At 57.1% G+C, this 15,259-nt stretch carries 13 protein-coding genes; 6 read left to right on the top strand and 7 right to left on the bottom strand.

What is annotated here, in order from left to right; all coding sequences use genetic code 11:
• Positions 1-2 precede the first annotated feature (2 nt).
• The 5 genes from bglB to HRR99_RS20145 are packed head-to-tail and all read left to right on the top strand — an operon-like array spanning position 3 to position 5,610.
• Positions 3-1,097 carry a beta-galactosidase BglB gene (gene bglB / locus HRR99_RS20165; protein ID WP_233124610.1) on the top strand — a complete coding sequence of 365 codons (1,095 nt, stop codon included), beginning with the start codon at positions 3-5 and terminating at the stop codon, positions 1,095-1,097.
• Positions 1,094-2,446 carry a polygalacturonase PglB gene (gene pglB, locus HRR99_RS20160; protein WP_233124609.1) on the top strand — a complete coding sequence of 451 codons (1,353 nt, stop codon included), beginning with the start codon at positions 1,094-1,096 and terminating at the stop codon, positions 2,444-2,446. Before bglB ends, pglB begins: the two co-directional genes overlap by 4 nt.
• On the top strand, positions 2,446-3,552 hold the full coding sequence (locus tag HRR99_RS20155; protein ID WP_233124608.1) for an ABC transporter ATP-binding protein: 1,107 nt from the start codon (positions 2,446-2,448) through the stop codon (positions 3,550-3,552). The genes pglB and HRR99_RS20155 overlap by 1 nt, the downstream gene beginning before the upstream one ends.
• Before the next feature lies 1 nt (position 3,553).
• Positions 3,554-4,549: a carbohydrate ABC transporter permease gene (locus HRR99_RS20150; protein ID WP_233124607.1), complete on the top strand. Its 996-nt coding sequence runs from the start codon at positions 3,554-3,556 to the stop codon at positions 4,547-4,549.
• A 2-nt stretch (positions 4,550-4,551) separates the two neighbouring features.
• Entirely contained in the window at positions 4,552-5,610 is a 1,059-nt protein-coding gene (locus HRR99_RS20145) for a carbohydrate ABC transporter permease (RefSeq protein WP_112500507.1), read from the top strand.
• An 11-nt stretch (positions 5,611-5,621) separates the two neighbouring features.
• Here the strand turns inward: HRR99_RS20145 and HRR99_RS20140 are convergent, their stop codons facing one another.
• From HRR99_RS20140 to HRR99_RS20120, 5 genes are all read right to left on the bottom strand, one after another.
• Positions 5,622-6,668, bottom strand: a complete 1,047-nt coding sequence (locus HRR99_RS20140; RefSeq protein ID WP_233124606.1) for a LacI family DNA-binding transcriptional regulator — start codon at positions 6,666-6,668, stop codon at positions 5,622-5,624.
• A gap of 420 nt (positions 6,669-7,088) precedes the next feature.
• Positions 7,089-7,799, bottom strand: a complete 711-nt coding sequence (locus HRR99_RS20135; protein ID WP_233124605.1) for a GntR family transcriptional regulator — start codon at positions 7,797-7,799, stop codon at positions 7,089-7,091.
• Between the two features lie 188 nt (positions 7,800-7,987).
• Complete coding sequence (locus tag HRR99_RS20130) at positions 7,988-8,650, bottom strand: cysteine hydrolase family protein (RefSeq protein ID WP_233124604.1); 663 nt, start codon at positions 8,648-8,650, stop codon at positions 7,988-7,990.
• Positions 8,647-10,626 (bottom strand): dipeptide ABC transporter ATP-binding protein, encoded by a 1,980-nt coding sequence (locus tag HRR99_RS20125; RefSeq protein WP_233124603.1) that lies wholly within the window; start codon positions 10,624-10,626, stop codon positions 8,647-8,649. Before HRR99_RS20125 ends, HRR99_RS20130 begins: the two co-directional genes overlap by 4 nt.
• Positions 10,623-11,366 carry an ABC transporter permease gene (locus HRR99_RS20120; RefSeq protein ID WP_233124602.1) on the bottom strand — a complete coding sequence of 248 codons (744 nt, stop codon included), beginning with the start codon at positions 11,364-11,366 and terminating at the stop codon, positions 10,623-10,625. Before HRR99_RS20120 ends, HRR99_RS20125 begins: the two co-directional genes overlap by 4 nt.
• On the opposite strand from HRR99_RS20120, the gene HRR99_RS23290 reads away from it, so the two are divergent.
• On the top strand, positions 11,338-11,577 hold the full coding sequence (locus HRR99_RS23290) for a hypothetical protein (protein WP_422387351.1): 240 nt from the start codon (positions 11,338-11,340) through the stop codon (positions 11,575-11,577). The genes HRR99_RS20120 and HRR99_RS23290 overlap by 29 nt on opposite strands.
• Here the strand turns inward: HRR99_RS23290 and HRR99_RS20115 are convergent.
• Together HRR99_RS20115 and HRR99_RS20110 are read right to left on the bottom strand one after the other, a co-directional pair.
• Positions 11,463-13,532: a hybrid sensor histidine kinase/response regulator gene (locus tag HRR99_RS20115; protein ID WP_233124601.1), complete on the bottom strand. Its 2,070-nt coding sequence runs from the start codon at positions 13,530-13,532 to the stop codon at positions 11,463-11,465. The two genes, HRR99_RS23290 and HRR99_RS20115, sit on opposite strands and share 115 nt — an antisense overlap.
• A gap of 383 nt (positions 13,533-13,915) precedes the next feature.
• Positions 13,916-15,076, bottom strand: a complete 1,161-nt coding sequence (locus tag HRR99_RS20110) for an AAA family ATPase (RefSeq protein WP_233124600.1) — start codon at positions 15,074-15,076, stop codon at positions 13,916-13,918.
• Positions 15,077-15,259 lie beyond the last annotated feature (183 nt).

The following is a 15,259-nucleotide window of genomic DNA, read 5'->3' as shown; positions in this document are numbered from 1 at the left end:
ATATGAACCATGCCCCCGTGCACAAACATGATCTCCAAAAGACCATCGATAACGTCGCTGCTGCTTTCAGCCGGTTAAAGGGCATTCAGGAGGGGCTCTCCACTGGTGGTGCGGATGGAAAAATTCAATTCGACGAATGGGATTGGGAGGTCGGTGTCGGTCTCTATGGCTTCCTGCGAAGAGCACTGGCGGCAGAGGATCAAAACGCCATCGGCAATCTGGTGGACTGGTATAGCTGGCAAATCGAACGCGGTTTGCCGCCGCGCCAGATCAACAGTTCCGCGCCCATGCTGCCGCTGGTCATTTTGACCGAACACGTAGATCGCCCGGATTTCCGGGCGCTGGTGGAGGATTGGGCACAGTGGCTTGTCCATGAGCTTCCCAAAACTGAGGATGGTGGATTCCAGCATGTGGTCAAGGAGCGCTTGAACGATGGAGAGCTGTGGGACGACACGCTTTTTATGGCCTGCCTGTTTCTTGCCCGTGCCGGTGTCGTCTGCAAGCGGCAGGACTGGATCGATGAAGCCATCTATCAATTTATGGTCCACGCACGTTATCTGTCCGATCCAGTGACCGGGCTTTGGTATCACGGCTGGACTTTCAACGGGCGCCACAATTTTGCAAATGCCTTCTGGGCGCGCGGCAATTCGTGGATCACCGTTGCCATCCCGGAACTTTTCGAACTCGTGCCGTCCATGGACGAGAAGGACAAGCGCTTTCTTGCAAATGTTCTTGCAAGCCAGGTGCGTTCCCTGCTTCGTTATCAGCGGCAGGACGGCATGTTTCACACGCTTGTGGATGACCCGACATCCCCCGTCGAGACATCGGCAACCGCAGGCATCGCTTATGGAATTCTGCGCGGCATCAAATCCGGAATTCTCGACCCCGACGACCGGCCGAACGCAGAACGGGCATTAGCGGCGGTGTTGGGCAATATCGATGCGCAAGGCGTTGTCCATGGTGTTTCCGACGGCACCCCTATGGGACATGATCTAGATTTCTATCGTCGTATTCCCAACCTGCCCACGCCCTATGGTCAGGCGCTGACGATGCTGCTGCTGACGGACGTTTTCCTTGAAGAGAACATGGCGGCATGAGCGCCCGTGTCGATATTGCCATCAAGGCGAAGAACGAAGATGCGACCGCTGACATCCAACGCGCAATTGACGGCGCGTCACGCAACGGTGGTGGGCGCGTTACGCTGTCGGCTGGTCGGCACGTCAGCGGTGGCCTTTGCCTGAAAAGCGACGTTGAATTACATCTTGAAAATGATGCGATCCTCGAATTCCTTGCGGATTACGACGCATATATCGACATGCCTGTTTCGGTTTTTGCCGAAAAGTCGGATAGGGCCATGATCGTCGCCGTAGGCGCGCAGAATATCAGCGTTACCGGCTCCGGTCGGATAGAAGCCGGCGGAGAGAGTTTCATCATTGGCAATGACGAGGCGATGGGAACCTATATTCCCGCACATTTTCGCCCTCGAGTCATGGTGCTTGAACATTGCCAAAACGTGCGACTACAGGACTTCACGGTGGCCAACTCGCCCATGTGGACGTTGCATATGGTCAATTGCGAAAATCTGCTTGTCCGTCAGGTCTGCATTCTCAACAACCGTCGCCTGCCCAACACAGACGGGATCGTGCTGGATTCGTGCCGCGAGGTGGTGATTGAGGCGTGCGATATCTCAACGGCGGACGATGGTATTTGCCTCAAGACCAGTGCCGGTGCAGATGGGCGCGCCGTGGGTGTATGTGAGAATGTCAGTGTCCGTCATTGCAAAGTGTCCAGCCTCAGCTGTGCCCTTAAGCTTGGCACAGAATCTTTCGGCGACTTCCTGAATGTAACGTTCGAGGACTGCCAAGTGATTGACTCCAATCGTGGGCTTGGGCTGTTTTCACGAGACGGTGGCGAAATGCGAAATATTCGTTTTTCCAGAATAGAGGTCGATTGCCAGGAGACGAGGGACGGTTTTTGGGGATCAGGCGAAGCACTGACGGTAACGGTGGTGGACAGAAAGCCGGATCGTCCTGCAGGCAGGATCGAAAACCTTGCTGTAGAAAACCTCACCGGTCGCATGGAGGGGGCAATCAACCTCATTTCCACCTCCGATGCAGGAATCCACAACGTTGTACTGAACCATATTTCATTGCGCCAAGCTGCAGGAAAACTTGGAACAGGTCGTCGATACGATCTTCGACCGACCAATGCGGATATTGCTCCGAGCGTAGACGCTGCGGGGCGGGCAAATGCGTGGACGTTGGGTTCGGATGGGCGCGTTATCGGTCTTGAAGATTATCCCGGTGGCATGCCTGCGATCTATCTTGCTGGTGTTCACCGCCTGACGACGAGTGATGTTGATATGAACAGAACAAAACCTTTGCCAGTTGGCTGGAACGTAAATGAAATCGTCACGATGACGCGTACGCTTGAAGGGAGCAGGTGATGGGAAATCTGAAGCTTGCAAAACTCAACAAGGCGTTCGGTGCTGTCCACGTGCTGCACGATATCGATCTTGAAGTGAAGGATGGGGAATTCGTCGTCTTCGTGGGACCGTCAGGATGCGGGAAATCAACGCTTCTGCGCATCATTGCTGGTCTGGAAGATGTGAGCTCCGGTACTATCACGATTGGAGACCGGGACGTCAGCGCCCTTTCGCCTGCTGAGCGTAAAATCGCCATGGTGTTCCAATCCTACGCACTCTACCCGCATATGAGCGTTCGAAAGAACCTTGCGTTCGGATTGGAGAATCTGAGATTCAAGCGAGCGGAAATCGAAAGCCGCATCAACGAAGCTGCGCGAATGCTCGCCATCGAGCCTTATCTCGACCGTAAACCCAAGCAATTGTCCGGCGGGCAGCGCCAGCGTGTTGCGATCGGTCGCGCCATTGTTCGCGAGCCTGACCTTTTCCTCTTCGACGAGCCCTTGTCCAATCTGGACGCAGCCTTGCGTGTGCAGACCCGTGCGGAAATAACCCGTCTTCATCGTGATATCAAAACGACCATGATCTACGTGACCCACGATCAGGTCGAGGCCATGACCATGGCCGATAAGATTGTGGTCCTGCGTGCAGGACGGGTGGAGCAGGTCGGCAGTCCGCTTGAACTTTTTGACCATCCCCGCAATCTCTTCGTCGCAGGCTTCCTCGGATCTCCGCGCATGAACATCCTCAATGGGACGGTTCAAGGCACCGGAGACGATGGCGTGATGATTGACGCTGGCTACGGCGTACAACTGTCCTGCCTGCTCGATCCCGCTTCGGTCAAAGAAGGGCAACCGGTTTTGATCGGAGTGAGGCCCTCTCACTTCACGCTGACGCAAGGTGATGGGCTGCCTTTCGAAGTCCAGTATCATGAGAGCCTCGGAACGGAGACCTATATTTACGGCAATATGCAGGGCCAAAAAGAACAGATCATCGTGCATCAGGCTGGCCATTTTGCTCCGACACAAGGGGCTATACTCAACATCATGCCGGTGCGCGAACGGATCCATATTTTTAATCCTTCAACCGAACTGGCTCTGCCACGTATCGGAACCGGAGAAAGGGGCTGATATGACTCGCCAGAGGATTGCCCAGCTCGCCGACCGCGCTCTTGAGGGCGGGATGGCACTCGTGGAGCGACCGATCAATGTCGTGGAGCGGCTTATCGGCAGAAAACGCATGCCGTATCTCTTCTTGATGCCGAACATGGTCCTCTTCGGCATTTTCACCTTTCTCCCGATAGCCATTGCCGTAGGTTATGCCTTTACCGGCGGTACGGAACTTCTGATAACCAACAGGCCCTATGTTGGCTTCGACAATTTCAGCAAACTGCTGGATTGCACAAGCTATATGGAACCGGGAAGTTGCCAGGAATCCCTGTTCTGGACCGCGGTCTGGAATACGCTGTGGTTCGTCGCCTTCAATGTCGTGGCAACGTTGTTGGTGGCGCTGATTACCGCACTCATTCTCAATCGGGCTATGGCCGCGCGTGGCTTTTTTCGAGCGATGTTTTTCTATCCAGTCCTGCTGTCTCCGGTCGTCATTGGACTCATCTGGAAATGGTTTCTTGATCGAAATGGCCTGCTTAATGCCTTTCTGCAAATGCTGGGCGTGCCTCCAGAAATTTTCCTGCTGGATGTTGGCTGGTCGCGGTTCTTTGTCGTGGTTGTATCCGTCTGGTTCCACATGGGATTTTACACGCTGATCCTGCTGGCAGGCCTCCAGGCCATTCCAAAGGATCTCTATGAGGCTGCAGCCATTGATGCGGCGTCACCCCGGCGCGTTCTGCTGCGCATCACCCTGCCTTTGCTAGCGCCCAATCTGCTCGTGGTTCTGATCCTGCTGATGATCCGTTCCGTGCAGATTTTTGATGAAGCCTGGGTTTTGACCAATGGTGGTGGCCCTGGCACGGCCAATACGTTTGTCGTGCAGTATATTTACCAGATGGCCTTCGGCAGCGATCTGCGACTGTTCGGCCTTGCTTCCGCCGCCTCCGTTCTCATGGGGCTTGTCCTGCTGGTGTTGACGCTCGTGCAACTGCGCCTTGGCCGAAAGATGGAGTCCTGACCATGTCTGGCAATCGAAACGCGATCGGCTTTTTAACCAGAACCCGCCGTCCCGGGCGCATCGGGCTCACTGACATTCTCTCTTGGGTTTGGCTTGTTGGCGGGACAATAGCGGTACTCGTGCCCGTCGTCTGGGCGGCCATGTCTTCGCTGAAACCGGAAGCGGAAATCACGCGCTTTCCGCCGAGCTTGTTGCCGCGTGCAGCCGTTCAAGTCGAGGTTCAGGGCTATGATCGCCCACTCAGCCTGTGGAATGCACCTGTCGATGGCGAGACAAAAGAAATGGCGATGGTGCGGCGCATCGGCTTGCGAGCGCAGATGGTCGACCCGGCAAACCCCGGCCCGCCAGTTAATGTCGATACGCGAGAGATAACACCCGTCCAGCGCCTGACGGTAGCAACGCAGAACTTCACGGACCCGCTGACGCGGTTCAGCTTCCTGACATTCCTGAAAAACTCGGTTTTTGTGACTGTTGTTGCGACTATCCTGACGTTGATAGTCAACGCGATGGCGGCGTTTGCCCTGTCAAAATACAAATTCCGGGGTGATAAGGCGATCTTTGTGCTAATTATCTCGACGCTCATGATCCCGCTGACCGTTGTGATGGTCCCAGCTTATCTTGTCATCGTTGGTGTCGGGCTTGTCGATAATCTCTGGGGCGTCATCATTCCCACGGTTGCTACACCAACCGGGGTGTTTCTTCTCAGGCAATATATGTTGACCATTCCCGATGAGCTCATCGAGGCGGCTCGCGTAGATGCGGCCAGTGAGTTCCGGATTTTCTGGCGTATCATTCTGCCGCTGACGGCACCGGCCCTCGCCGTTCTGGCGATCTTTTCGGTGCTATGGCGTTGGAACGACTTTCTCTGGCCCCTCATCGTGTTGAGCAGCCGTGAAAACTTTACGCTTCAAGTTGGGCTGAACGCATTCCAAGGCGAGTTTTCCGTGCAGTGGCACTATATTCTGGCGATGACGTTCCTCAGTCTTGCGCCTGTGACGGTCGTCTTCCTGTTTCTTCAGCGGTATATCACCACCGGCATTTCCGGCACGGGAATGAAGTAAGAGGAATTGTCCTATCTCGGGGGTGGCGCGATGCTATCCCTGAGAATGAGACGACATCCAAGTTCCAGACGGTGTGCTGGACGTGACGGATCGTTCGCAAGAAGCCGTTGTTCCAGCAAAGACAATGCAGCACCACCCAACCTGTCAGCTGGCAACTGAATTGTGCTGAGCGGTGGAAAACTGAAGGCTGCGGGCATGATATCGTCAAAGCCCAGCACCGAAATGTCTTTGGGAACGCTGACGCCAGCGTCCGACAATGCCTTTAGACAGCCAAGCGCGAGATTATCCGCAGCACAGAAAATCGCCGTCGCGCCGCGAAGCGGCAGCTCTTCTTCGAGAAGGTGACGGATGGCCGCTTGACCGTGGCTGGGCTCATAGCCATCAGCTTCGAAGACCATATTGATGGGAAGCGGAAGGCCTGCAGCCAGAAACGCATCATTATATCCATCATAGCGACGGCGGATCGTGGTGCGACCTTTCCATGTAATATGCAATATTGTCCGGTGACCGACATTCAGTAACTGCTCTATGCCAAGGCGTGCGCCGAAACGGTTCTCGGCAGTCACGGTATCCACGACCATCGCAGGGTCTTCGCCATTGATCAAAACGACCGGTCTCTGCTGAGATGACAGCTTTTGCACGAGGTCTTGTCTATCGTCGTTCAAAATGACAATGCCATCAACATTGCCGGTTTCCGCAGCTTCACGAACCTCGTCCGCATCTATTTTGTTGCTGGGGCTGATGAGTGGAACAATGCGCACGCCACGCGTTTCGCATGCGCGACGAAACCCGTTCAGCATCGTCCAGCTCACCATGTTGAGATCGCTTTGTGGAGCTGCGTCATTGGTCATTGCCAGCAGCACCACGCGCAAAGTGGTGATGGTTGCTTTTTGTCTGCGACTTTCCAGATAGCCAAGGGAGCGGGCAGCTTCCAACACCCGTTCACGGACATCAACTGTAAGCTTGGCAGTCCCATTTATGGCGTGTGAGGCCGTGCTAAGAGAGACATTCGCCGCACGGGCGACATCCTTCAAAGTCTGTTTTTTTTCGACCGTCATAGATCCAGTCGGTGTCCAACACACCCCAGCGCATGGTCTTGATAATGAGGAGTTTCATTCACTGCGGCGAGTTTCCGTAATGCCTACATCAACAGACGTGACTTAGTCTTTCGACGCTACAGCATCGCCAGGAAAAACGGAATCTATTTCTACATTTTTGTCTGGGTTATGGGGATGATGCAGAATGAAAAAAGAGAGATTTGCCAAGCGATGAATGAGGTCAGCCCGAAACTTACCCCCTGAAAGCTAACCGTCTGGTGAGCAGCCACACGCTCCCATAAGCCGACCTAGATAAGCGGGTTAAACGCTTGTCGACGGCAATAGCTTTTAGAACCCAAAGCGCGTGATTGAGAACATGGTCTGCTTGTCCCAGAGCGGGCAGGTTCGTCCAACCAATCATGCATAAATCTGCGCAAACCGTCAGCGCGTTCGCGCGCTGCCCAGATTCTGTTTTCCGCGTTCGCCCATCTCAGCGACTAACAACTGAAAGCTACGGTTTATGTCATCTGTCACGGCTTGGGATACCGCGGCCTTGTCGCGCTGGGTTAGGCCTTCGATGATGCGCAAATGCAGTTCAGTGCCACGGCCGTCGCGCGCATCGAAACTGTCGGCAGATTGCCGCATTGCCGGGCCGATCTGGAGCCAGAGGCTTTCGATGAAGGGCATCAGAGTGCTGGAGCCGGCGATGGCATAGAGCGTGAAGTGGAACTGCATGTTGAGCTGCACGCTGGTCGGGATGTCGCGCGCGTCATCCGCCTTCTTTTCTGCGTCCAGCAAGCCTTGCAGTCTGTCGATATCTTTGGCGGTGACGCGCTCGGTTGCCATTTCGGCGGCCAGGGTTTCCATGGCGAGCCTGACCCTGCGCAGATCGTCGATACGGTCCAGCGTCATGATGGGTACGCGAGCGCTGCGGTTGGGGGCAGCTTCAAGCGCACGTTCCGTGACGAGCTGGCGAATGCTCTCGCGCACCGGCTGAGACGATGTGCCAAAAACCTCTGCCAGTTCGATGATCTTCAGCGGATGGCCCGGCTGAAAACGACCCATCATCAGCAATTCGCGCAGTTGGGTGTGGATGCGTGTCTGGATGGTTTCCGCATTGATGATGCGCAGATCAGACAGAGGTTGGCCCATAGTTTCTTTTTCTTTCTTGAACATTCGACCGTCAGTTAACCCCGACAGATCAGCACCCTGCGCTGACATCGCATTGTATTTCCTTTTACTTAATTTAAATCAGGTCGTGTCGTCAAAGCTGATGGCGGGTTCTCGTTCCCCCAACATATTTTCGCAGTAGCGCCGTTTGATAGCCTTCAGCGGGACGATCACAGAAGCCCTGACGATGCACCCGTCTCTGCAAAACTTTGCGTGACCGAGCGCAACCCTGCTATATGGCCGTCTTCCGTGGGGGCCGAGACAAGATCATGGGGCATCCAGGTTCGGAAATCGCGCTGCATGGCGCTGCGCACCGTGCTTTCGCAGCAGATATTGGTGGCGGTCCCTGTAACGATAAGATCGCGCCGTCCGTCTGCGCGCAATCTTGCCTCGATATCGGTCATCAGAAAGGCATCGAAGCGTGGCTTGTCTACGATCCAGTCCTGGTCATGTACCGGCATTTCAGGGTCGAGCCCGTGCATGGGGTTGCCGGGGGAGAGTGCCGCGGCTGCACCGCCGCGCTTGTCAGGGCCGACGAAATTGTCGAGATAGGTCGACCAATAGTGTTCCGATCCCGATGGCCCCATCGTGGTTCTAAACCAGACGATGCGAGCGCCCCGCGCCCGGCAAAGCTTGGCGAAGTCACCGATCCCGGTGAAAAAGTCTCGCGTCTGCCCCGGCAACAGGCCGCGAAACGGCGCGTCCGGCGAGGTCCAGGCCAGTTGCAGGTTCATGATGAGAACGGCAGCGGTGCCCATATCCGGCTTGCCATACACGGGGGCACCGCCACGGCGATAACCGGCCTGGGCGACGATGGAATCGATGAGGCTCATGCAGCGGCTCCGGGGTTGAGACAGGCCACGCGGACAGCGTCACGGGGCGCAAGTGCCGGGTCCTGCGCCGCACAGGCATCGATGGACACGTTACAGCGACGACGGAAGGCGCAGCCTGCGGGCGGGTTTGCCGGGTCTGGGTATTCAGGCGCAAGACCGCCGATGGCCGGTTCGCTTTTGGCCTTCGTCGTGCTCAGCAACAGGCTGGTATAGGGATGCGACGGTTGCCGGAACAGCGCTTCGGTCGGCCCTGTCTCGATAATCCGCCCGAAATACATCACCGCCACACGATCCGCCATGGCGCGGATGACGTTGAGATCGTGGCTGATCAGCACATAGGTCAGATTAAGCTCCGCCCGCAGATCCTTGAGCAAATTGAGGATCTGGGCCTGAACCGAGACATCGAGTGCGGAGGTCGGCTCATCGCAAATAACGATTTCCGGCTTGAGGATCAGCGCCGAGGCAATGGCGACGCGCTGGCGCTGGCCGCCCGAAAGCTGCGAGGGCTGGCTGGCCGCCACACGCTGTGGCAGGCCGCAGAGATCCATCAGGCGCCGGGCCTCCTGCGCCCGTTCGCTTGCGGTGCCGATCTGGTGGATATCCAGCGGCAGCCGGATGGTTTCCTCCACCGTGCGGCGGGGATTGAGCGAGGAATAGGGATCCTGAAAAACCGGCTGCACCGCGCGGGCCCGGTCCCGGCGGCCGAGTTCGGCAATCGGCTGGCCCTTGATGCGCACCATGCCGCTGGCGGGAACCTCAAGCCCCAGCAGCGCCCGTGCGAGGGTGGATTTTCCCGAACCGCTTTCGCCGACGAGGCCAAGGATTTCGCCCTGTTTGACCTCCAGATCGATGCCACGCAGCGCCTGCACGGTCTTTTTTGCACCGAACATCCCACGGCGGATGTTGTAGCGCTGCTCGACGCCACTGACGAGAAGCGCTGTCGGGGCCTCGACGCGGCCCACAGGCGCCGTGACGGCGGGCGGAGGAACGGGATCGACATGGCGCTCGGCGACCTGTTCTGCCGTCAGCACACAGAGCATGCGGTGGGCATCGCCCTGCCAGGGGATGGGGCCGCTGCAGGCCTCATGCGCCAGAGGACATCGCGACCGGAACTGACAGCCGGAGGCGTCGCCGATCAGCGAGGGCACCACACCGGGCAGAAAGCCCAGCCGGGCATCGGGGCCGGTGGCGCCCTCTTTCGGCACACAGGCCAGCAGCGCGCAGGTATAGGGGTGCAAGGGATTGCCGAGCACTTCGGCTGCCGTTCCGACCTCCACGAACTCACCGGCATACATGACCGCGATGCGGCTGACGACGTTGAAATCATGGGTCACCAGAATGATGGCAAGGCCGAGCTTTTTCTGAATGTCCTTCAGCAGGTCGATAATCTGCGCCGAGATCGTCGCATCGAGCGCTGTCGTCGGTTCGTCGGCGATCAGCAAATCCGGCGAGGTCATCAGCGCCATGGCGATCATCACGCGCTGGCGCAGGCCACCGGACAGCTGGTGCGGATATTGCGACAGGCGGCCTTCGGGGTCGGGAACGCCACAAATCTCCAGCAACTCCACGGCACGCTTGCGGGCCTCTGCCCGGCCTGTCTCAGGCCGATGCCGCAATGTGCCCTCGACCAACTGCTCGCCGATCGTCCAGGACGGATTCAGCGAGGTCATCGGGTCCTGAAAGACCATGGCGATCCGGTCGCCGCGCAGCGGCTCCATCCCGAGGTCATCCAGCGTTTCGATATTGTTGCCGCCAAAATCGATGACGCTGGCTTTGCGCAGCGCCTTGGGCGGCAAGAGGTTCATCAGGGATAGTGAGGTCAGCGACTTGCCGCTGCCGGACTCGCCTACGATACACAGCGTTTCGCCACGCATGACATCGAAATCGATGCCGCGCACGGCATGGAGCGGTCCCTTGGCGGTCTTTATTGTGACGGACAGGTCGCGGACGCGCAGGACAGGCGTTTCTACGTTCATGTTCGTTCCTTGGGGGCGATCAGGTTGCGAAGACCGTCACCGACGAGATTGATCGCCAGCACGAGAAGCATCAGGGTGAAACCGGCAATGGTGATCAGCCACGGATTGACGCCGATAAAGCTGCGCCCCTCCGACATCATCAGCCCCCAGCATGGTTCCGGTGCCTGAATGCCGAGGCCGAGAAAACTCAGCGCAGCCGCTGCAAGAATGCACTGCGCCATCTCGAAGGTGAAGATGATGACGATCTGGCTCGATACGTTGGGCAGGATTTCAGTGCGGATAACGCGCCCTTCAGATGCGCCCATGGCGCGGGCGCGGGTGACGAAATCCTGCGAGGCGACTTGGCGCACCGTGGTGCGCATAACCACCGCAAAGCGGTCCCAGTGGGTTAGCGCCAGCACGACGACGACAATGACGACACCGGAGCCGGCGATATTGAGGATCGCCAGCGCCAGCAGTAGCGATGGCAGAGCAAGGCGCACGGAGATGATGAAGTTGACGACACGGTTGGCGACGCCACCGAAGACGCCTGCAATCACGCCCATTGTCACGCCGATCAGCATGGCGATGGCCGCCGCTCCCAGTCCGACGATCAAACGACCATGACCTATGGCCAGATCGAAATCCCAATCCACGAAATCGCCTGCTACATCGACGTATGGCTCCGTCTTCTCGATAAACTCTGCAATCAACGTCGACAGCGAGATTGCCTTGGAATTGGCACAGGAATTTGCCGCCACGGAGAACGCGGCGTTCTCGAATCTTGACCGCGCCAAAAAGCCGAAGGGTATCAAAGAGCTCAATTCATACGGGTGTGTGGTCGCTGGTGTGGTCGTCTACTCTATGAGTTCCCGAACCTGGGCCGCAAGGGTCTCGACTGCGAAGGGCTTTGTCAGTACGGCCATACCAGGATCTAGCTTTCCGTCGCGCACGGCGGCGTTTTCGGCATAGCCCGTCACGAACAGGACCTTCAGGCCAGGGCGGCTTTGACGAGCGGCATCTGCCATCTGGCGTCCATCCATGCCGCCGGGAAGGCCGACGTCGCTGACAAGCAGATCGATACCGACGTCAGACTGCAGAATCTTCAAGCCTGTCGCACTGTCTGCGGCCTCGATAACCGTGTAGCCAAATTCCTGAAGCACATCTGAAATCAGCATTCGAACGGTCGGCTCATCATCGACCACAAGGACGGTCTCCTGCGCCCGCGCACCACCAGGCGTGCGGGTGTCGATTCGTTCGTCTTCGATTTCCCCATCAAGGATATGATGAGGCAGGAAAATCGAAACAGTCGTTCCTGCATTCTGCTCGGATGATATCTCGACCTTGCCCCCGGACTGTTGGGCAAATCCATAGATCATCGAAAGACCGAGACCTGTCCCCTGCCCGAGCGGCTTGGTCGTGAAGAACGGCTCAAAAACCTTGTCCAGCACATCGGCTGGAATGCCTGTTCCAGTGTCGGTGATGCGAAGGCAAACATACTCGCCTTCCGGGAGGCCGCTCTCGTCGGCGCCCCGTGCGTCGAGCCGTGTATTTTCCGTTCTGATGGTAATGCGCCCACCGTTCGGCATGGCATCACGCGCGTTGATGCAAAGGTTGAGAACCGCGTTTTCGAGCTGAGATGGGTCAACGAGGGTTTTCCACGTTCCAGAGGCTTCGACGACCTCAATATCCACGGCGGGTCCGACCGTGCGCTTGATCAAATCTTCAAGTCCAGCAATCAACCTGTCGATGTCGGTCGGCTTGGGATCAAGGGTCTGACGTCTGGAAAAGGCCAACAGTCTGTGGGTCAGCGCCGCCGCGCGCTTCACAGCGCCTTGTGCCGCGGACAGATAGCGATCCAACTCGTTGCCGCGCCCTTGAGACAATCGGCGCTCCATGAGCTCAAGACTTCCAGAAATTCCGGCAAGCAGATTGTTGAAATCATGGGCCAGTCCCCCGGTCAACTGACCGACAGCCTCCATCTTTTGAGACTGGCGCAAAGCGTCCTGGGCTTTCAGCAACTCGGATGTTCGCTCTGACACGCGTTGTTCCAACCCGTCGTTGAGCGCGCGCAACATGGAAATGGCACGGTCACGCTCAGCCTCGACCGCCCGGCGCTCTTCAACGTCGATCAAGACACCCGGAAAACTGGACGGAGTTCCGTCTTCAGCGAAATCGACACGCCCGTTTGCCTCGATCCAGTAGTATTTCCCATCGCGTCGGCGAACGCGATACTGATGGGCGTAAGCACCGCCACGCGCAATGACTTCGTTGATGGCGCCGATCAGCCCGTCTCGGTCTTCGGGATGTACCGTCGCTATGATCTGTTCTAACGGCAGACCTGTTCTGCCGAGCGCCTGATCGAGACCGAAACTGTCTGCAAAAGCAGCGTCGATGGTGAAGCGGTCTGTCGGCAGGTCCCAGAACCAGGTGCCGATGATCGCACCGGCACCCAGCGCCAGTTGCACGCGTTCAGCATTAACCCGGTCGCGATTTTGTGCGACGACAAGAGCCGTCGTGTCATGGGCAACATTGAGGAAGCCAGAGACAACGTCACCGTCACGCAAGGGGCTGTAGGAAAACGTCCAATAGGTGTCTTCCTCATAGCCGTTGCGGGTCATGGTCAGATGCATGTTCTCCAACCGGATAGTTTCGCCTGCCATGGCGCGGTTTACCAGCGGCTTGATGTCGTCCCAGATTTCCGGCCAGACTTGCGCGATAGGTTGCCCTAAAGCCGCCGGATGACGATCGCCGAGAAACTCCGCATAGGGCTCATTGTAAAGAAATGTTCCTTCAGGTCCCCATGCAGCACACATGCCAAACCCGGAAGCGGTGATAAGATCGTAGGTGGTACGAAGAGCGACAGACCATTGTTCCTTGGGGCCGATCGGGGTAACCGACCAATCGAAATCATCGAAGACTTTCAAACGCAATTACTCCTGAAGGCACTCATACTATGCACTATGTATCCCAAGCCCGAACATGATCATGCGCAAGATGCAGTGACAAGCCCACACGCATCGTGTAGTTCCAGGCAAACGCATAATTGTCCGCACCACCAGATTTGCTTGTCCCGCGGAGCACTGTTCGCGTGCCAACAGCAGCGACATGACGCTGCAGTGCAGCAGATGTACACTGAGATGTTATGCTCATGAAGGACTATCAGTATCGGCTTCGCTGACCGGAACGTAGAACTGTTCTGCCATCGTCACTGTCATTATCCTGCCGCAGGTTAAGACCTTCAAACATGGAGGGGCGGCAAATCGATCGTATTGTGCAAGACGTCACCAAATGAGCGTCGGGAAGTGCCTTATCGTGCAGGCCAATTCCATGCAGGTGCATCGATCCCTTCAGCCACCGTTTCACCAAGCACCTTGGAGAGCCTTACCATCAAAGCCTTTTCCTCGGCGCCAAGGTGCGACACCAACTCTTCCGCATGGGACACGACGAGCAGTTGGGACCGGCCACAAGCCCGGATAATCAGACGAGACAAGGGTGCAAGGAGGCTGGGATGCAGACTGGTTTCAGGCTCGTTCAGCACCATCAGGGAGGGAGGGCGCGGCGTGTTGAGAGCTGCCACTAGCAGCAGATAACGCAACGTGCCATCGGAGAGTTCTGTAACCGAAAGCGGCCGTAGCAAACCCTTCTGGAGCATCAGAAGTTCGAAGCGCCCTCGCTCCGTCTTGATCTCGATCGTGCTGCCAGGAAAAGCATCTTCGATAGCAGCGTCGAAGCCCGCCGCATCGCCAATTTCCCGGATAGTCGCAATGGCGGCTGCCAGATCGGCGCCATCGGAGGAAAGAGCCGGTGTTCGGGTACCAATCTGCATCTGTCGCACAGGCGAAGATGGATCGGTTCGAAAGTGATCGTAAAAACGCCAGCCATTCATCTGGGCACGCAAATACAGAAGTTCAGGCAAGTTCTTCGGATCAGCGGACTGCGTCATCATGCTTTCGAATGATGCGAGATCGTGCAGCAACACCTCACGTTGGCCGCTTGCGGAAAGAGCGGTCACAACCGGCCCTGCACGTTCTGCAAACACATTTCGGCGGCTCAACGCTTCGCCTGCCCACACGGCCTCTGCCTTGATGACGGGATCAAGTGCAAAATAGCTCGGCGGGGGTGGAGCGACTGGCAGTCCAAGATCTATCGCGTAACCGTAATCATCCGATGCAAATCCAAGCTTGAGTGCGACCGGATGTTTCCGCACCGTCCCCTGCACGGGCGCTGTGCCGTCCTTCATGCTACGCGAAAAAGCCTCCGGTCCAGCCCAGATCGTCGATTGCAGGCCACCCTCTGCCGCCAATGATGCGATAGCCCGTCCCTGCGCGACATCTGCCAGAAGTCTCAGCGCGCGATAGAAACTCGACTTCCCCGCTCCGTTCCCACCTGTCACGACGGTAAGCTTTTCAAGCGGAAGGATGAGGTTACGAAGGGACCGATAACCCGAAATGGCGATAGTCAGGATCATGGGGGCCAAGCTCTCACGGTTTGCAAGGAGATGGCAAGAGGAGACTAATCATACAAATAAGATCAGATTTAAAACCGAAAGGTCCAATAGAGATCGGAAACGGTCTGTCAATCGACATCCGATTTTGGCTCTGACGCAGTGTTAGTGAGCATCAGCCTAATCTGCGCCGATCACTGTCGGGGG

Source organism: Agrobacterium vaccinii, from assembly GCF_021310995.1.
Lineage (GTDB): Bacteria > Pseudomonadota > Alphaproteobacteria > Rhizobiales > Rhizobiaceae > Agrobacterium > Agrobacterium vaccinii.
This window is presented reverse-complemented; position numbering and strand designations above follow the sequence as displayed.